15 protein-coding genes and 1 pseudogene are annotated in these 18,674 nt (G+C 54.4%); 7 read left to right on the forward strand and 9 right to left on the reverse strand.

Annotated features, from left to right (window positions below; genetic code table 11):
• The first annotated feature begins 348 nt into the window (after positions 1-348).
• Positions 349-1,098 carry a hypothetical protein gene (locus WMO20_RS07930; protein WP_349186419.1) on the forward strand — a complete coding sequence of 250 codons (750 nt, stop codon included), beginning with the start codon at positions 349-351 and terminating at the stop codon, positions 1,096-1,098.
• Positions 1,099-1,239: 141 nt separating this feature from the next.
• On the opposite strand, the pseudogene WMO20_RS14540 reads toward WMO20_RS07930, so the two are convergent.
• From WMO20_RS14540 to WMO20_RS07960, 6 genes and pseudogenes are all read right to left on the reverse strand, one after another.
• A pseudogene (locus WMO20_RS14540) lies at positions 1,240-1,623 on the reverse strand (hypothetical protein); the annotation flags it as partial.
• Positions 1,624-1,752: 129 nt separating this feature from the next.
• Positions 1,753-2,481 (reverse strand): glucosamine-6-phosphate deaminase, encoded by a 729-nt coding sequence (gene nagB, locus WMO20_RS07940; protein ID WP_015537130.1) that lies wholly within the window; start codon positions 2,479-2,481, stop codon positions 1,753-1,755.
• A gap of 13 nt (positions 2,482-2,494) precedes the next feature.
• A complete protein-coding gene (locus tag WMO20_RS07945) occupies positions 2,495-3,247 on the reverse strand; it encodes a DeoR/GlpR family DNA-binding transcription regulator (RefSeq protein WP_349186420.1) in 753 nt (250 codons plus the stop codon).
• 48 nt (positions 3,248-3,295) lie between these two features.
• Positions 3,296-4,570, reverse strand: coding sequence for a zinc-binding dehydrogenase (locus WMO20_RS07950; RefSeq protein ID WP_117929075.1), 1,275 nt, complete (start codon positions 4,568-4,570; stop codon positions 3,296-3,298).
• A gap of 51 nt (positions 4,571-4,621) precedes the next feature.
• Entirely contained in the window at positions 4,622-5,551 is a 930-nt protein-coding gene (gene pfkB, locus WMO20_RS07955) for a 1-phosphofructokinase (RefSeq protein WP_349186421.1), read from the reverse strand.
• A 262-nt stretch (positions 5,552-5,813) separates the two neighbouring features.
• A complete protein-coding gene (locus WMO20_RS07960) occupies positions 5,814-7,886 on the reverse strand; it encodes a PRD domain-containing protein (protein WP_349186422.1) in 2,073 nt (690 codons plus the stop codon).
• Positions 7,887-8,283: 397 nt separating this feature from the next.
• On the opposite strand from WMO20_RS07960, the gene WMO20_RS07965 reads away from it, so the two are divergent.
• Positions 8,284-10,206, forward strand: coding sequence for a PTS mannitol transporter subunit IICBA (locus WMO20_RS07965; protein WP_349186423.1), 1,923 nt, complete (start codon positions 8,284-8,286; stop codon positions 10,204-10,206).
• 24 nt (positions 10,207-10,230) lie between these two features.
• A complete protein-coding gene (locus WMO20_RS07970) occupies positions 10,231-10,485 on the forward strand; it encodes an HPr family phosphocarrier protein (RefSeq protein WP_006735298.1) in 255 nt (84 codons plus the stop codon).
• A 667-nt stretch (positions 10,486-11,152) separates the two neighbouring features.
• Here the strand turns inward: WMO20_RS07970 and WMO20_RS07975 are convergent.
• Positions 11,153-11,404: a DUF6061 family protein gene (locus WMO20_RS07975; protein ID WP_349186424.1), complete on the reverse strand. Its 252-nt coding sequence runs from the start codon at positions 11,402-11,404 to the stop codon at positions 11,153-11,155.
• Positions 11,405-11,968: 564 nt separating this feature from the next.
• Here WMO20_RS07975 and WMO20_RS07980 point away from each other — a divergent pair.
• Positions 11,969-12,217, forward strand: a complete 249-nt coding sequence (locus WMO20_RS07980) for a DUF6061 family protein (protein WP_015538144.1) — start codon at positions 11,969-11,971, stop codon at positions 12,215-12,217.
• A 66-nt stretch (positions 12,218-12,283) separates the two neighbouring features.
• On the opposite strand, the gene WMO20_RS07985 is transcribed toward WMO20_RS07980, so the two are convergent.
• The gene (locus WMO20_RS07985; RefSeq protein WP_055187032.1) at positions 12,284-13,762 is read right to left on the reverse strand and encodes a glycoside hydrolase family 1 protein; all 1,479 of its coding nucleotides are present in this window, start codon (positions 13,760-13,762) and stop codon (positions 12,284-12,286) included.
• A 55-nt stretch (positions 13,763-13,817) separates the two neighbouring features.
• Positions 13,818-15,212 (reverse strand): PTS transporter subunit EIIC, encoded by a 1,395-nt coding sequence (locus WMO20_RS07990; RefSeq protein ID WP_349186425.1) that lies wholly within the window; start codon positions 15,210-15,212, stop codon positions 13,818-13,820.
• A 168-nt stretch (positions 15,213-15,380) separates the two neighbouring features.
• On the opposite strand from WMO20_RS07990, the gene WMO20_RS07995 reads away from it, so the two are divergent.
• The 3 genes from WMO20_RS07995 to WMO20_RS08005 form a co-directional block, all read left to right on the forward strand.
• Positions 15,381-16,370 (forward strand): AraC family transcriptional regulator, encoded by a 990-nt coding sequence (locus WMO20_RS07995; RefSeq protein WP_349186426.1) that lies wholly within the window; start codon positions 15,381-15,383, stop codon positions 16,368-16,370.
• Positions 16,371-16,886: 516 nt separating this feature from the next.
• A complete protein-coding gene (locus WMO20_RS08000; protein ID WP_207685982.1) occupies positions 16,887-18,206 on the forward strand; it encodes a DNA primase family protein in 1,320 nt (439 codons plus the stop codon).
• Positions 18,207-18,369: 163 nt separating this feature from the next.
• Positions 18,370-18,674: hypothetical protein (locus WMO20_RS08005; protein ID WP_349186427.1), on the forward strand; the 305-nt coding region annotated here is incomplete at its 3' end.

Consider the following 18,674-nt stretch of genomic DNA (forward strand, 5'->3'; position numbering starts at 1 on the left):
AGGCGTTTTCGGAGATTCCGAAAGAGATTTCGTTATCGAAGTCTCCCCTCGCCGCATGAAAGATGCAAATCGTTTCCTGCATCGAAAAAATTCACCTCTGCAAACTTGTCTGTTTCTGCTTGACAACGCCCTGTGGGAGTGCTATTTTAATCCCAAAGATTTGTTCTGCCTAACCATTTGAGGGGTTTTACCCCTGCATTTTTTGCGCAAATTGTTAGGCAGTGCTAACCATTTTCAAAACTGAGATAGAGGTGTGTTACCATGAGATTGAAAAAAGTATTTGCTAGTGCCCTTGCGGCCGCTATGTTGGTATGCGCTGTGGCAGTTCCTGCTTTTGCTGCGGAAGATGTGGAACAGGAAAACTGCCTGACCTCCAGCTACGTCCAGATGAACATTCCCTACGCCGACTTCTACAAGGCTGCCGGTGTGGACAACGCATCTGAGATCGATGCTGTTACCAGCGCCACCAAAAACAAGACCCGTGCAGGCAACCTTGCTGCCGGTTCCTACCACGTCAACACCGATGGCACCGACATCACCGGCGTTTCTTGCCCGGTCAAGGTGCTGACCCCGTGGGCACTGAAGAACGCAAAGCAGGTCACCGATGCCGACAGCTACGACATTACTGTTACCCTGAAGGGCAAGGAATCCACTACCACCTACACCGGCGCAGATGCTCTGTTTGAGAACGAGAGCTACGCTTACTACAAACTCAACGAGACCCCGGCCTACTACATCACCGCATGGTACAACCTGCTGAGCGGCAAGTGGGAGTTTGGCAAGGTCCACGCCACTGAGACCACTGTAGAGGGCGCAACCGTGGAACTGAACACCAACGGTCACCACACCACCTACGAGATGAAGATCTCCGGTTTTGATCTGGACTACAAGACCAACAAGGTCTACGGCGTAGTGCTGACCACCGCCGATGGCAGTGAGTACGGCCTGCATCATGTGACCAACATCTGGCATGGTACCAAGCTGGGCTTCAATGCCGATGATCCTTATTTTGCATCCATCATCGGCAAGACTGTTACTCAGATCACCTTCTACGCCGCCGACGGTGTGTATGTCCTGCCGGTCAACGTGGCGCTGTGAGGTCGCGGAAAGCTTCCTGATTTAGCGAAATACAGTACAAAACGGCAAGGCCGCCTGCTGCCAGGCGGCCTTGCCGTTTTGTAGCAATTTGTGTTTCTAGGAACATCGTTCGGAGTAGCCTGCGCCGCACAGCTGCTCACACAGCAGTGCCTGCCGCTGGTCTTTCAGGCTCATGTCCAGCTTACGGAAGCGAAGCAGCCATCGCAATCCAACTTTTTCAATCGTTTGCAACATCGTTGGATTGCATATCGCAAAATATGCCGGTTAGAACAGTATTCCAAACCTGCCCTTGCGATTGAAACGGATAAATTCCTCTTTGATCTTGGGCTTTGCCAGCTTTTCTTCCGCAATGCGGGCTTCAAGTTCACGCTTGGTTTCTTCCAGCTGCTCCAACCGCTCCTTGGTGGAGCTGGGCAGGATGCCCGCCTGAATCGCATTGAGCATATTCTGGATACCCGATTCCGCATCGAACGGTGGAACGTGCATCTCAAACAATGTTTCGTATAATGGATATGCCATATTTTGCGTAAGATTGCAAGATAAATCTTATTTCTGACAGAAAGGGCCGAACCCGTGCAACGAGTCCGGCCCTTTCTGTGCTTTGGTTGGATCTTAAGCAAAGTTATGGTAAATGAAGAAGTTGTCTTTGGGAGTTTACAGCAGGCTCAGTGCTTCCTCGTCTGCCACAAGGATGCAGTCCGGATGCAGCTGCAGGATGCTGCCGGGGCAGGCAGGGGTCACAGGGCCGGTCACGGCGTCCTTGACGGCCTGTGCCTTGGCTTTACCGTTGGCTACCACCAGCACCTTGCGTGCCTGCATGATGGTCTTGATGCCCATGGTGTATGCCTGTTTGGGGACAAGGTTCTCGTTGCCGTCAAAGAAGCGCTTGTTGGCTTCGATGGTGGTGGGAGCAAGGTCGATGCAGTGGGTCTCCAGCTCAAAGGCTTCGCCCGGCTCATTGAAGCCGATATGACCATTGGGGCCGATGCCCAGCAGCTGCAGGTCGATGCCGCCCAGCTTGTGGATGATACCGTTGTAACGGGCACACTCGGCGGCAGTGTCCAGATTGGTGCCGTCCGGCAGGTTGGTCTTGGCCGGGTCGATATTCACCTTGCTGAACAGGTTCTCGTTCATGAAATACCAGTAGCTCTGGGGATGCTCCTTGGGCAGGCCGCGGTACTCATCCAGATTGACAGTAGTGACCTCGGAGAAATCCAAATCGCCTTTGTTGTACCAGTCCACCAGTTGGGCATAAGTGCCCACCGGGGTGCCGCCGGTGGCAAGACCCAGTACACAGTCCGGCTTCATGATGACCTGTGCGGAGATGATGTTGGCCGCTTTGCGGGACATATCCTGATAATCTTTTGCGCGGATGATCTTCATAATAATACTCCTTTTATAGTACCGTTACGCCTGCGTTCCGGCAGGCCTGTAAAAATTCTACGGGCAGCTTTCCGTCCGAGATCACAATATCAATATCGGACAGCTCGCAGATGTGGAATGTACTTTTCAGTCCGATCTTGGAGGAATCCAGCAGCACGGCTTTCTGCTCACTGCGGCGGAGCACGGTCTGCTTGAGCCGTGCTTCATCCTCCACGCCGCAGGTAAAACCGGTTTCCGGGCTGTAACTGGTCACGCCCAGCAGCAGCAGATCAAAGTTGATGCCCTCCATCGTCTGGATGCTCTGTGCACCGCAGACGCTCAGGCTGAACCGGTTCAGGCTGCCGCCCGGCAGGGATACATGGGGCTTTTCCAGCTTTGCCAGCTCCATGGCGCAGCTCAGGCCGCTGGTGTAGATGAGCATGGGCTGATCCGGGATGCACCGGGCCACTGCTGTGGCGGTGCTGCCGGAATCCAGAAACAGGGTGGTGTTGGGGCGCAGCAGAGCAGTGGCTTTTTCGGCAATGATCTGCTTTGCTTCGGCATTGCGGGCGGAACGGCGGCTCAGCAGGTCGTCTGTGCCTACCACCTGCTCCACCGACTTGACACCGCCATGCACCCGCACCACACGGCGGGCTTCATCCAGTGCTTTCAGGTCGGTGCGCAGGGTCATTTCCGAAACGGAAGGGAAAGCTTCCTTGAGCTGGGCAAAGCTAATGCTGCCTTTGCGGTTCACCAGCTCCACGATCTGATTGCGGCGTTGTTCCATGGGGGATTCCTCCTGTCTGCGTTTGTCCTGTCCCATGGCACGTTCCGCTTAGTCCTCCGGGTTGAAGTTTGCCAGCAGATATTCCTCTGCTTCCGGGCACCACAGGCCGTTGTGGGCATCCACGATGTCAGCCAGTGCGGTATAGCGGGGGTCGTTGTCCTGTTCGCCCTTGGCACGCAGATCGGTCAGGGCGATGAGGGGCATGGTCAGGTGGGTGTAGATCAGCTTTTTGCCGCCGGGGATCTTGGGCAGGTTTAGGGTGGTCTCGGCAGCGGCGTTCAGACCGCCGATGTGGGTGACCATCACAGCCGGGTCGATGCGCTTAGCGGCGGTCAGTTCCAGCGACTCGATCATGTCGGCGGTATTACCGCCGGTGGTGCCCATGACATGGGTAGAATTGTAGTGCACATCGTAGAAGTTCATCTTGGCACTGAACTGCTTGTCGGTGGGGCCTGCAAAGAAGTTCAGGCAGCCGTCACGACCCAGCACAGCACTGGACAGCTCCACCACCGGCGCGATGGGGGCGTAGCAGAACACATCATCAAAGCCGGTACCGCCGGTCAGCTCCCGCAGCTCGGCAGCGGGGTCTGCCATGTTGGCGGTGTTGACGAAGTACAGGTCGATGCCGTCCTTCTCCTTGACCTCCTTCGGGGGGAAGAGGGACTCCGCACGGGCCAGACGATCCTCGTTGATATCGGTGACCACCACCATGCCGGGGCGCACATCACGGTGCAGTGCGTAGGTCAGAGCTCCCAAACCCATGGGGCCTGCACCGGCCAGAATCGCCAGCTTGCCACCCTTCTTGATGCCCATATCGTGATGGTACACACCCATCTTGGTGTGGTAGGCGGCGTTGAAAGCACCGATGGAACAGCTCATAGGCTCGGCCAGAGAAGCCTCGTAGTAAGCACGGCCCTTGTACTCCAGCAGGCAGCCCAGTTCCATGACCTCGGCAGGGATGATGCAGTAGGTGGCGTCGCCGCCGAAGAACTCGTAGGAGTAGCCGGGGCTCCACATGGTGCCCTTGTAGTTCAGGGCGGGCTGCAGGGTGAACTTCATGCCGGGCTTGAACTTATCCTGATGCGCCTTGCCCACCTTGACGATATCACCGGCGAACTCGTGACCCATGATGGCGGGGTGCTCGGCTACATCCGGATGCACACGCTTGTGACCAGTGCCGAGGATGGCGCACTTGTAAGTAGACATGCAGATGCTATCGGAAACGACCTTGACCAGGATCTCATCGTCCTTGATCTCCGGCAGTTCAAAAGTATCCAGACGCAGATCGTTGGCGGCGTGCAGACGAACAGCTTTGACTTTCATAATGAAACTCTCCTTTTATTATAACAGTTACCGTTGTGTTTTCAAGAAGTTTTACAGATGTTGGAAGGTGACCAGCGGCAGCAGTTCTTCGATCTGGCTGCGCTCTGCAGCCTGTGTGCCGCTGCACATCACATTGGCGGCTCCTGTGGCGATGGACAGGCGAACAGTGTTTTCTTCGCTAAGCCCTTCCGCTTCGGCGTAGGCGAGAGCGGCGACCACGCTGTCGCCGGCACCCACCGTGCTGCCCACTTTGACCTTCAGTGCCGGAGCGTAGATCACGCTGTCCTTGCGGAGATACAGCGCACCCCGACCGCCCATGGACACCACCACATGTTCGATGCCCCTGCGGATGAGCGCCTGACCGGCATCGGCCAGTTCATCCAGCGTTTTCAGCTCCTGGCCCATCATGCGGGAAAGCTCGTCGTTGTTGGGTTTGACCAGATAGGGAGCAGCCTTCAGCCCCTCTGCCAGCAGCTCGCCGTCTGCATCCAGAAAGACCTTTGCCCCTGCCTTTTTGCAGGATTCCACCCATGTGTAGTAGGTGTCCTTGGGGGCACCCTTCGGCAGGCTGCCTGCCAGCACCACGATATCCCCCCGCTTCAGTTCCTTCAGCAGGTCGTACAGCAGGGCGGTCAGCTCCGGGGCATCCACCTCGATACCCGGCTCGTTGATGTCGGTGTTGGTGTGGTTTTCCGGGTCGATGACCTTCAGGTTCGTGCGGGTCTCGCCGGGCACGAAACGGAAGTTGTGGGCAAGCCCTTCACCGTCCAATGCGTCCTGAATGGCTTTGCCGCTGTTACCGGCCAGAATGCCGATAGCCTTGCTGGTCCCACCCAGCTTTGCGATCACCTTGCTGACGTTGATGCCCTTGCCACCGGGATCGGTACGCATCTTGGTGATCCGGTTTACGGTGTCCAGCGCAAGGTTCGGGATCTCAACGGTCTTGTCCAGCGCCGGATTCAATGTTACGGTGTAGATCATGGGAACAACAGCCTCCTTCACGATTGTTGTTATGAAACTCGAAACTGTTGAAACGAAAGCTCTGGCATTATAATACCAACAGTTCTTGCCCCTGTCAAGCTGTTGTTTCAACAAATTGCACCGCGCGTTTTTGGTGCTTTTCGCCAACTTTCTGGGATACATGATTTTTAGTTCAAAAGTTCTCTAATAGGTATCTTGTTATAATAACAAAAAAGCTCCCTGCTCTGCCCAAAAAGGCAAAAGCCGGGAGTGCGTTTTCAATTCATTTTGTGTGCGGCGGTTTGCAGTCCGCAAAAAAGGTGCGGTCAAAGCCCTGTTCCAACAGGTCTGCAGCTTCCTGCTGTTGGCCGGTGCGCAGTGCCTCCATCAGTCGGGGCGTTTCGATCAGCTGCCCGCTGACATTCTGCATGACCTCCACCGGGACGCCGTTCCCGTCGTCCGGGGCCAGCAGCACCAGTGCCCCCAGCACGATGCGCCCCGGCTCATAGACCGGCGGCTGTGCCTGCAGATAGCCCAAGCGGCAGTCCTTTACCGCACTTGTCCTGCAATGGAGCAGCAGGGCATACAGGGGTTTGATGTAGGTATCGCCCAGCGTTTCACGGCGGCGAAGCTGCTGCTCCACCAGCCGGGCGTCCGCTTCCTGCGGGCAGAACAGCTGCGCCGCTGCATGGATGAGGGCAGCGCGGCTGCCGGGAGCCTTGACGGGCTGGATGGTCAGATGTTCCAGCAGCCCGGTCATGGACCGGGTCAGGCGCGCATAATACTGCAGCTTGGAGCCTGCGTGCGGTGCATCCTGCACAGGCTGCACCGCCGGTTCCGGTTCTGCGCGGTTCTGGCTGTACCGCGTGATAGCGTCCTTCAGCACGGCACGATCCGGTTCCAGCAGGGAAGGGCTGATGCACACCGCCGGGTAATCCAGTTCCAGCGGCACGGTGGAGATAATGAAGTCGATTTTTCTCCGGCACAGGTCGGCGGCGTTCAGCTCCCGCACCGAGCAGCACCCCTCTACCTGCAAAGAGGGAAACTCGTTTCCCAGCCTGGAAGCCAGAAAGCGGCTGGAGCCCATGCCCAGCGGACAGGCCACTACCACCCGCAGCCGCAGCCGGAACATGGCATTCTGTTCCAGCACTGCGCCAAAGTGCATGGCAAGGTAGGCCGCTTCATCGTCTGAAATGGCGGGCAGAACGAATTGCTGCTGCACCGCATCACAGGCGGTGCGGGTGGCTTTCCACAGGCCGGGGTAGGCGGTGCGGATGGTGTCCAGCTGGGGGTTTTCGGTACGAATGTTCTGCTCCACCCGCAGCAGCATGGGGCGCAGGTGGCAGTACAGGTCATCCCGCAGGGAGGTGTAACCGGAAAGGTCTGTGTGCAGCGCCTTTTCCATTTCCCGGATAAGGGCGGCTTCCAGATTCCGCAACTCCATCTCCTGTGCGCTGCCCCAAGGGTCCTCTGCGCCCAGATAGGCGGAGAGATACAGTTCCAGATACTGCGCTTCCTCAGGCGGCAGGGTCAGCCCGAAGGCGCGGTTCAGCGCCGCCACCAGCCGGGCAGCATGATTGCCCGCCGGGCGCAGCCCTCTGGGGGCACTGCCCTTGTCGCCGCCCTGCCGCAGCTGCTGAATGGTCAGGGTGCAATGGATCGCCAGCGCCAGAAAGCCTGCATCCGGCAGATGAAGCTGCTCTTCCTGTTCAAACTGCTGCAAAACCGCCCAGACCTTTTCGGCCGTTTTTGTATCCAGCAGGGTCGAGAAGATCTCGTTTTCCGGCATCCGTCCGCAGAGCACCTCTGCCAGTTCCTTTTCCGGCATACTGCTGCGCAGCAGGGCAGACACCACCCTCCGGTAGGAAGAAGCATCCCCCTGCAGCCAGACCCCCACGCCGGGGCGGCGGAACATCTCCACCCGGTAGGGGTGTAGCTTGGTCTCAAGTTCATCCAAGTCTGCAGACAGTGTGCTTTCCGAAACGCCAAGCGCCCGTGCCAGTACCGCTGTTTTGCAGGGTTCCTGCTCGCTGAGCAGCCTTGTCAAAAGCTGCTGCCGCCGCTCTGCGCGGGAAAGTTCTTTCCTGTCGCCGCTGTTCAGCTGGGTGCGCAGTGCGTCTCGCCGCTCCGGCGCTTCATCCAGCAGCAGACCCTTGCCGGGATTCCGCACAAAATGCGCCCCGGCAGCCTGCATCCACTGCTCCACAGCGGGCAGCTCCCGCAGCACGGTGCGGCGGCTGACCCCGATGCTTTCAGCCAGCGCCGCCGCCGTCACCCAGCCCTGCGGAAGGCTGAGCAGCTGCTCGATCAGCTTCCGTGCATTTGCCGACAGTTCCTCACGATACACCGCACCCATGTTGCTTTTCTCCTTTTCCAAAAAGTTACCCATTGCTTCTATTGTAGCATAGTGCCACCCCGTCTGCCAGCCCCCAACGCAGAAAAGAAGTTGTGTGTTTTTTGTCACCATTGCCCGGTGACAAAAGCTTCCTTGTTCCCGTCTTGTATCCCGGTGCATCAGCAAATATGCACAAATCACCCGCGCATCCATTGGAAATGTTGCCGTATCAGCCCACTGGTGTCACCATCCTCCGGTGACAACCCCACCGCTTGTCACCATTGAAATCCGGCGCAGTATCGGCTAGAATAGTGCCAGAACGAAACGAAAGCTCCTCCGAACAACCGTCCGCAGGCCGCAGCTCCCATGCCACAGGAGCTGCACCGCCTGCCTTTCAAGTGAAAAAGGAGAGCTACAAATGAAAAACGCTGTTTCCCGCTTTGGCAAGTTCCTCAGCGGCATGGTCATGCCGAATATCGGCGCATTCATCGCGTGGGGCTTCCTCACTGCTCTGTTCATTGAAGCGGGCTGGTTCCCCAACGAAAAGCTGGCCAGCATGGTCTCCCCGATGCTGACCTACCTGCTGCCCATCCTCATTGCAGGGCAGGGCGGCAAGATGATTGCAGGCGACCGCGGCCGTGTCATCGCCGCCATCGCCGTGGTGGGCTGCATCTGCGGCTCGAACTACACCATGCTGATGGGCGCCATGGTCATGGGCCCTCTGGCCGGCTGGGTCATCAAGCAGTTCGACAAGAAGGTGGAAGGCCATATCCCCGCCGGTTTCGAGATGCTGATCAACAACTTCTCCATCGGCATTCTGGGTATGCTGCTGGCCATCCTTGGCTACTACGTCATCGGCCCGTTCATGACTGCCATCCTCACCGTGCTGACCGCCGGTGTGGACTTCCTTGTGGCGCACAGCCTGCTGCCGCTGGTGTCCATCTTTATTGAGCCTGCCAAGGTATTGTTCCTGAACAACGCCATCAACCACGGCATCTTCAGCCCCATCGGTGCAAGCCAGGCTGCTGAGACCGGCCGCTCCATCATGTATATGCTGGAAGCCAACCCTGGTCCCGGTCTTGGTGTCCTGCTGGCCTACTGCTTCTTCTGCAAGGACGACACCACCCGCCAGTCCGCTCCCGGTGCTGTGATCATCCACCTGCTGGGCGGCATCCACGAGATCTACTTCCCCTACATCCTGATGAACCCCGTGATCATCATCGCCCCCATCGTGGGCAACTTCTGTGCCATCCTGTTCTACTCTATGACCGGTGCAGGTCTGTCCGGTCCTGCTTCTCCCGGTTCCATCATCGCCTACATGGCAATGGCTCCCCGGGATTCCATTCTCACCGTTCTGCTGGGCGTTGTCATCGCCGGTGCTGTTTCCTTTGTCCTTTCCTCGGTCATTCTGAAAGCAACCTCCGGTCACACCAAGAGCCTGACCGACGCCCAGAACGAAATGAAGGAGATGAAGGCACAGGCTAAGGGCGAGATTCCTGAGCCTACTGCCGTGAATGTCGGCCAGATCCGCAAGATCGTCTTTGCCTGCGATGCCGGTATGGGTTCCAGCGCCATGGGTGCTACCAAGTTCCACAACCGCATTAAGGCGGAGCGCCCCGACCTGACCGTGACCAACTCCAGCGTGGACACCATCCCCGCTGACGCGGACGTGGTGGTCTGCCAGCGCGTTCTGGCTGACCGCGCCGCCAAGTGCGCCCCGCAGGCACAGCTTGTTACATTGGATAACTTCCTTGCAGATCCGCATCTGGACGCATTGTACAACGCACTGACCTCCACTACCCCGGCACTGGATGCCAAGGCCGAAGCTGCCGCCAATGAGGAGATCGTATCCGACCTGCGTAACGCAGCCGTAGCCCCTCTGGCGGCTGCCGTGACCGAGGCTTCCAAAGCCAACGATTCCGTGATGAAGATCCAGGCGGAGGACATCCAGCTGGGTCTGCCCTCCGTCACCAAGGAGGAGGCCATCCGTGCTGCCGGTGCGCTGCTGGCAAAGCGCGGCTATGTGGATGACAGTTATGCCGACGCCATGGTGGAGCGCGAAAAGCTGGTGAGCACCTACATGGGCATGGGCGTAGCCATTCCCCACGGCACCAGCCAGAAGAAGGGCACCGTTAAAAAGTCCGGCGTTGTCCTGCTGCAATATCCGCAGGGCGTGGACTTCGGCGATGAAAAAGCCTACCTCGTGTTCGGCATTGCCGGTGTCGGCAACGACCATCTTGACCTGCTGGGCAATGTCTGCGAGATCCTTGAAGACGAGGATGCGCTGGAACAGCTCAAGACCACTTCCGATATGAATTATGTGCTGGAGCACTTACAATAACGATTCCAAAAAGGAGAGATTTTTATGAAGAGCATCGATATCACCATTCAGGACAAAGAAGGTCTGCACGCCCGTCCCGCCGGTATCCTGAGCAAAGCTGCCAAAGGCTTTGAGAGCAAAGTCACTATGACTAAGAACGGCAAAGTCGCCGACATGAAGAAGATCTTTGCCGTAATGGGTCTGGCCGTGAAGTGCGGCGAGACCGTGACCATCGCCGCCGATGGCCCGGACGAGGATGCCGCCATTGAAGAATTGACCAAGCTGTGCAAGGACGCATGACTTCTCCCTCCGTCTATGACCATTCTGCATAAATACTGCTGACGCAAAACCGCTCCGGGCAGAACGCTCGGAGCGGTTTTGCTGTCAGTATGCGTTTTTCATCACCGTGTTTTCCAGAAAGCTGAAAAACACATCGTATTCATTTGGGGTCAGCTTTTTGCGTCTTAACAATTCGGAAACATTTGTAGAACTTGTCGGGGCGAGGCCCCTCCATCTGCTATCGCAGACCGTTCTGCCGCTTAAAAGCCCCACTGGGGCTTTCATTGCTGCGCTGCGCTTCGCAAACGCGGTCTATGCGTTTTGAGCGCAGCGGTAGAGGGCAAGAACCGTCCCGTGGCCACAAATTTTCAATTCTTGAAAATTTCCTGTCCATCCGGGACTTCACTTCTCAAACTCTTGCGAGTTTTCTAAGTGATCTTGTTGGGGTAGCGCTTGTCGGGGCAACGCCCCTCCATCTGCTGTCGCAGACCGCGCTGCCGCTTAAAAGCCCCACTGGGGCTTTTGTTGCTGCTCAAACGCGAGCTTGCCTTGGCAGACAGAACAGGCTCATCTCTCCGGCAAAGAGAAACAGAGCGTTCCCGCCGGGGAACTCCCTGTTGTACATATCGCTTGTCTGTGGTCTTTTGCAGGGTGCGTCCGCGGGGCGCACCCTGTTTTTGTTTTACCCTTAATCTTCTAGCCCATGGCTTCCAGCCACATTCTTCAAATATTTCTCCGGGTCACCGTTCAGAATCAAATCCGCATATCCCAGCGGGTCATTGTAGATAAGGTAGTCCTGTTCCGTCTGCTGCGCCATGGTCACGTCCAGTGCATCCTCGACCCCGGTGCAGTCGATAGAAACCTTTCTGCCATCCCGGAGCAGCAGCTCCACGCACCCGGTGTCCATGTTGAATTTGCAGGCGCTTTCATCGTACTTCATGTTTGTGTCCTTTCCGCCTTACGGCACTCTCACAGTGGTCTGTCGTGCTTTCTTATGATAAGGTCTAGGACGTTTTTCGATGGAAGCAAGGGATTCGTTCTGTTTTCCAAAGAATACAAAAAATCCGAACCCTTCTCCTATCGGAAAAAAGTTCAGATTTTGTTGTTGTGGTGCACCTCCAGGGACTCGAACCCTGGGCCCACTGATTAAGAGAAACCAGCATGCAACAATCGTCAATTTTTAAAATTGCGTCAATTCGTTGCTTTTGTCGTTTTATCGTAAATTTGTGTTTTGCATCTGCTGCATTCTTTGCACCTGCCATCCCCTCTTGCATCCGTTATCCAGCCGTTCCGGTGTGCAAAAAGTGTGCAAAAATGTGCAGAGCTAAAATCAGCCCGGCAAAACAGGGCGTTCCGCACAGTCCAGCGAACCGGATTTCGACCGTATTCAGAGTGCAAAATTATCCAGTTTTATCCAGACAACAATCTTACATGACACATCGGTTCTATGGCAGGGTTTAGGACATCCGAACAGAAACCGTTTGATATAGAAATGAGGTTCACCATGAACAAACTACTTTCCTGTCGCTATAGCATGGACATCAACCGGGTGGAAGCCCGGTTCGAGGGTGGCACTGCCCTTGCTATCGGCTGCGCCGCCATCGAGAATGAGTACGGCAACACCCCGGCGCGGCGGGCAAAACTGGACTGGTTGCTGTACAACAGGCCACTGGAGTACGCGCAGCTTGTGCTGGGTGGAGAGATCAAGCATTATCTGTCACTGGGCTGTGACCACAGCAGACTGGAAGATTAAGGTATTTAATATAGAAAACAGCCACCTACTGCATCAATTTGACGCAATAGATGGCTGTTCTTTCATTTACAGATTTTCGCCGTTTGAAGCAATCACCTTTTTATACCAGTAAAACGAATCCTTTTTCAGTCGTTTCAAAGTTCCGCTGCCTTCATTATCTCGATCTACATAGATGAAACCGTACCGTTTTTTCATCTCCCCGGTCACCATGCTGACCTCATCGATGCAACCCCAGGTCGTGTAGCCAATCAAATCTACTCCATCGTTGATTGCTTCGCGCAGAGCCGTAATGTGCTTGCGGAGATAGTCGATGCGGTAATCATCGTGGATAGAGTCGTCGGTCTCCACAGTGTCAGCAGCACCCAAGCCGTTTTCCACGACCATGACCGGGATGCCGTAACGGTCGTAGATTTCATTGAGAGAGAAGCGCAGACCGTCTGCATCAATAGCCCAGCCCCACTTGGAGTATTCCAGATATGGATTCCGGATGCCTGCCGTAAAGTTGCCCTTTACCTTCTCTTTGCCCTCTGTATCCTCTGCCGTGACCAGCGAGGTGCAGTAGTAAGAAAAGCTGTAGAAGTCGACCGTTCCGGCTTTCAGCACCGCTCTATCCTCTGCGGTCACATCCAGTTGTACGCCATACTTCTCCCAAATGCGGTTTGAGTAGGAAGGATAGGCACCACGCACCTGCACATCGCTGCAATAGAACTGCTGCATCTGCTTCAATTCCATATCCGCAATCACATCTTTGGGGTTGCAGGTGGCCGGGTAACTCTCGCCATAGCAAATCATGCAGCCGATCTTGTTTTCTGGGTCGATGGCATGACCCATCTGCACGATTTCTGCGCTAGCCAGCAGACGATGGTGCAGCAGAGTAAAGGTACGCTGTGCATCATTTGCAGCCGACTCTGTTGGCAGCAAATTCAGGAACATCAAGGCATTATTGATTTCATTGAAGGTAAGCCAGTAGTGTACGACACCCTTGTACTCTTCAAACAGCGTCCGGGCATATTTTTTGAATAGTTCAATGGTCTTGCGGTTTGCCCAGCCCAGCAGTTCATTCTCAATATACAGCGGCGTTTCTCCATGCCAGATGGTGACAAGCGGCTCAATATTGTACTTTTTCAGTTCCCGGAAGATGTTCCAGTAAAACTCCAACCCCTGCCGATTGGGTTCTTCTTCCATTCCTGTGGGATAGATACGAGACCAGTCGATTGACATCCGGAAAACCTTGAATCCCATCTCGGCAAACATACGAATATCTTCTTTATAATGATGATAGAAGTCGATTGCCGTATGGTTGGGATAATACTCCCCTGCGTGGAGGGCATACTTTGCGCCCTCCGGGAGCAGTTCCCGCAGTTCGGCGAATTTTCCCGGCTTGCTGTCCTTGTCAAGATAGGTATAGTACCGGGGTTCATTCGCACTGCCAGCGGTACGGACATCGTAAATCGAAAGACCTTTTCCGCCTTCCGCATAGCCGCCTTCGATCTGGCTTGCAGAGGTTGCACCACCCCACAGAAATCCTTTTGGAAATGACTTCATACTGCATCCTTTCCGTTCTTCATTTACCATTTATGTACCATTATGCAGCGTCACATCATGCTGCATTTTCTTCCTTATAGAATACCAGCGTACCAATCAGTGCCAGCGCAAAAGCAGCGACCAGAGAAATTGCACCGTTGACCATGTTTGCAGTAGAAGCACCAGAGAAAGCCAAGAAGGAGCCAACTACTGGTAGACTAAAGGTCATACCGACCACCGCCGTGTGAGTCAGGCCGCAGTAGAAACCTGCAATGCCACTTGCAACAACTTCTACAATTAGGCAGGTCTTATTGCGGAACAGAATGCCGTAAATGGTCGGCTCAGATACACTGCCCAGCAGCTGGGAAGTCAGAGCAACCGTTCCGGTCTGCTTTTCGGTAGCAGACTTGCTGCGGACGATATAGCCAATGCAGATGCCAACCAGTGCCATACTGTAAATGCACATATACGGGAAGTACAGGCCATCAGAACCAGTCTGCGTGTAAACTGCAAAGGTAGCCAAGAACACCGGACCGCCCAGGCCGAACGCCACCATAAAGACATATAGCGCGGCCACCAGTGCGCCTTCCAACCAGCTTGCATGGGTGCTCAGCAGCATAACGATGGCAGCAAGGCCGTCACCCAGCCACTGACCGATGGGACCCAGAACGCACAGGCCCAGAACTGTCATGATGGCAACCGTCAGCGTGGGTACGAATACTGTTTTTAACACATTTGGGATGATTTTATTCAGCAGCTTCTCCGCATAAGCCTGCACTGCCACGATTAGGAGAATCGGCAGGAAGGTAGAACTGTAGTTGATAAGGGTCATCGGGAACAGGCCGAACACCTTGAACGGCTCACCCGCTGCCACTACACCGGTCATGGCAGGTGAAAGCATGATAGCGGCCATGGCAATGGAGATTACCGTGTTGGCACCCAGCTTCTGCGAAGCACTGTAGGCCAGTAGGAACGGCAGGAAGTAGGTGATGGCGTTGCCAATACCTTCCAGCAGAACATATACATCTGACTCTGCGGTGAACAAACCGAGCAGGCTCGGTCCGAAGATAGCAGAAATGGATTTGAACATGCCCATGACAACAAAAGCGTACACAATAGGCGAAATACAGCCGGTCATGGCCGAGAACAGGGTGTTCAGCACAGCCTTAAATCCCTTTTTCCGCTTCTGTGCCGGTACGGTTTTCTTTGGTGCCTTTGTCTCAAAACCACCAAGCTTCATAAATTCTTGATAAGCATCATCAACTGCCGGTCCAATAATGACCTGAATTTCACCGACGTTCTTCTGAAGGCCCAGTACTCCCGGCAGCTTCTTGATTTCTTCCACCGGAACATTGTCCTCATCATGCAGTCGGATGCGCAGTCTAGTGGCACAATGGGTAACACTTGCAACATTGTCTTTTCCGCCAATTAGCTTCAACAGCTCATTTGACATATCAGTATATTTTGACATATTTTCCCTCCGTTCTTTTGTGTGCGGCCGCTTTTTCTAATTCCATTATAAGCTTTTTTCAAAGGCTTTCCATGTTCCTTTCAAATTTCTTTATTGACCAAATCAAAGATTTTTGGTATTTTATAAAGAAAGACGTTCATACGACATTCTTTTGGGAGGTAATTTGCCGTGAATCCCGAACAACTCGACCAGAAGTTGCGCACGATTACAAAACATGAAGCCCTTTACCGCTGTGGGATGCGGCGTTCTTTGTTAAAGGAATTTCCCGTTTGCTGTATGGATGGCAAAGAGGTGATGCAGTTTTCCTATGCGGCGATTTCAGAGGAAAATAACGGTGCGCCTTTTCTGGTTAAAAAACATTCTCGCTTTCGCAGCTACCCTCTACACGTCCATGATTGGGTCGAACTGAGCTATATGTATTCCGGTTCTTGCGTACAAGACATCAACGATACGGAATATGAGATGAAGCAGGGACAGCTCATGCTCATGTCTCCCGGTATCGTACACACAATCAATAAACTTGGTACGGATGATATCCTCATCCAAATTGCTCTGGGACAGAATAATCTTACCCACGGTTTCTTTAATCGTATTTCTTCTACTGGTATTGTATCAAATTTTCTTCTGAATGCCTTTACTTCTAACAATCGTCTAGACGACTTTTTTCTATTTTCTTCCGAAAGCAGTCGGCGGCTTCGGCTCTTCATCACAGAATTTCTCTGTGAGTGGTATGAACCTTCTCCAGCATCTTACGATATGCTGAACAGTCTATTTTCGCTCATCATCTCAGAACTCATCAACACCTTGAACGTGACGTCCGATCACCCGGCTACGCATAATAAAGGAACTTATGTGATGCCTGCACTCCGCTACATTGAAAACAACTATAAAACCTGTGACTTGCAGTCCGCTGCCCAACAGTTCAATCTGCATCCAAACTACCTCTCTGCAATGCTCAAAAAATACACCGGCTCCACCTTTAATGAACTCGTTCAACATGAAAAGCTGACAGCTGCAGAGAAGTTGCTTCTGAATTCTGATATGAGCGTTACAGATATTGCCAGTTTTGTAGGATATCAGAACGTGAGCTATTTTTATAGAATCTTTAAGAGAAAAAATAACTGTATGCCAAATGAATATCGGAAACGCAGCCGATAAGCTATTTTGTCAAGAGGGCTGGCACCGTCCAGCCCTCTCTCTTTTTGCCAAAGTTTCCCTTGTTTTTTCTTGCAAGCTGCCGAAATCAGCACATCTTCAAAGTTTTTTGTTGACACACTGCGATTTTTGTGGTAATCTATCCCAACAATTTAATATAACATATTTACTTAGAGTTCCAGCTCGGCTCCCGAAGGAGCCGGAGCAAGTTTTTAACTTTCTATCGCTACATAACGAACCCGAACCAAGGCCATCCCGGAAGGGATGGTCAGGTTCAGGTTGTTGTGTGGCGATTTTTTATTGCAAAATCAGCAACGAACCTTGAAAACCGCATGACCGTCTGCATGGGATACCCGGCGATGACCCTGAGAAGGAGAGCCGGAAAACGCCGCCGGAAGGGGGGCAGGAAAGCCATGCAGGGAGAACGGCAGGACGTTGATTTCCCAGTTGCGGAGTAAAACGATGTGATCAAAATGATCACATCGTTTTTCCGTAACGCCAAGAAAGGACGGAATGCCTATGAGTAATTTTACCCCTGCATGGTTCAAGAAAGGTTTTTTCAACGAATCCCTGTTCTGTGACGATTTTCTGAGTACCCACCAGCTGCTTTACTCGAATGGCGCATTTTTCACCCCGGATGGCCGCATGACCGATACCATGCCCCTGCGCTGCGAGATTTTTGAGATGATGCGTGAATATGTCGGGGCAAACCTTGCCAAGAAGGTCACCAATGTGGTGGATGTGCTGAAACTGGCGGCACAGGTGGAGGACTTTCCACCTGTCACCGACCGCATTGCGCTGGCAAACGGAACCCTGTATCTGGACGGCACCTTTCAGGAGGGCAAGCCGGAGATCGTCCGCAACCGGCTCCCGGTCAAATATGACCCGAAAGCTGCACAGCCCACCCATTGGCTGCGGTTCCTGTCCGACCTGCTCTACCCGGAGGACGTTCCCACGGTGCAGGAGTTCATCGGCTACTGCCTGATCCCCAGCAACAAGGGTCAGCGCATGATGGTCATCAAGGGCAGCGGCGGCGAGGGCAAGTCGCAGATCGGCGTGGTGCTGTCCCGGCTGTTCGGCTGCAACATGAAGGATGGCAGCATCGGCAAGATCTCGGAGAACCGCTTTGCCCGTGCCGACCTCGAACACACCCTGCTCTGCGTGGACGATGATATGCGGATGGAAGCCCTGCGCCAGACCAACTATGTCAAGTCCATCGTGACCGCACAGGGGCAGATGGACTTGGAGCGCAAGGGCAAGCAGAGTTATCAGGGTTGGATGTACGCCCGCCTGCTGGCGTTTAGCAATGGCGATTTGCAGGCATTGTATGACCGCTCGGACGGTTTCTATCGCCGTCAGCTCATCCTGACCACCAAGGACAAGCCCCTGTCTCGTGTGGACGACCCGGACATTGCCGAGAAGATGGCGGCAGAGGTCGAGGGCATCCTGCTGTGGGCATTTGAGGGCTTGCAGCGGCTGGTGAAGAATGGCTTCCAGTTCACCGAGAGTGACCGTGCCAAGCGCAACCGGGAACTGGTGAAGCGGGACAACAACAATGTGTTCGATTTCCTCGAATCCGAGGGCTACATCCGCCTGAAGGCGGATGCCTGCACCAGCTCGAAAGAGCTGTATGAGGTCTACAAGATGTGGTGCGAGGAGAACAGCCTGAATGCGATCAAGGCACGAGGGTTCAGCGATGCGCTGATCGCCAACCAGCGCAGGTATAATCTGGAATCCACCAACAACATCGTCAACTCGTCCGGGCGGCGTGTCCGGGGCTTTGTGGGCATCGAAGCCCTTGTGCAGCCCGACCTCACCCCCAATAGCTGGCGGGCATGACCCGCTTTTGATCCCCCTATATGGTGCGTTTTCGGTCTTTCGCTGCGTACGTGCGTACAAAGAAAGCCGCCTGTTGCGTACGCACGTACGCAGCAAAACGCCAAAGTTCTCCTTTATAGGGGGGTGGCAAAGTGTCAGGTTGACAGTTTGCCAAGAGTGGTAAGTGACGGGAAACGGTACTTACCAGCTCCTACCCAATTCCCCAAAATGGGAATCAGGGTGGGATGGCCGTTATCAGACCGTCTATCTGCCTGTTACCATTTTGGGAACAGGCAAAATCAGTTGGTCAATTTGGCCAACTGAAAAAGCCGGACGAGCTGCGGGCAGGGATTCGCAAATCTTTGCCTGTCAGCTTGCCCGGAGCAAGAGTGCAGAGAGCGCAGCTCTTTGCCCCAGTGATATGATGCTGTGCGTCATATCCTACTGGGTATTATCTGGCGCAAAATGGCGGCAGATCCAGCAGCTCCG

This window comes from Faecalibacterium intestinale, from assembly GCF_040096575.1.
Classification (GTDB): Bacteria; Bacillota; Clostridia; order Oscillospirales; family Ruminococcaceae; genus Faecalibacterium; species Faecalibacterium intestinale.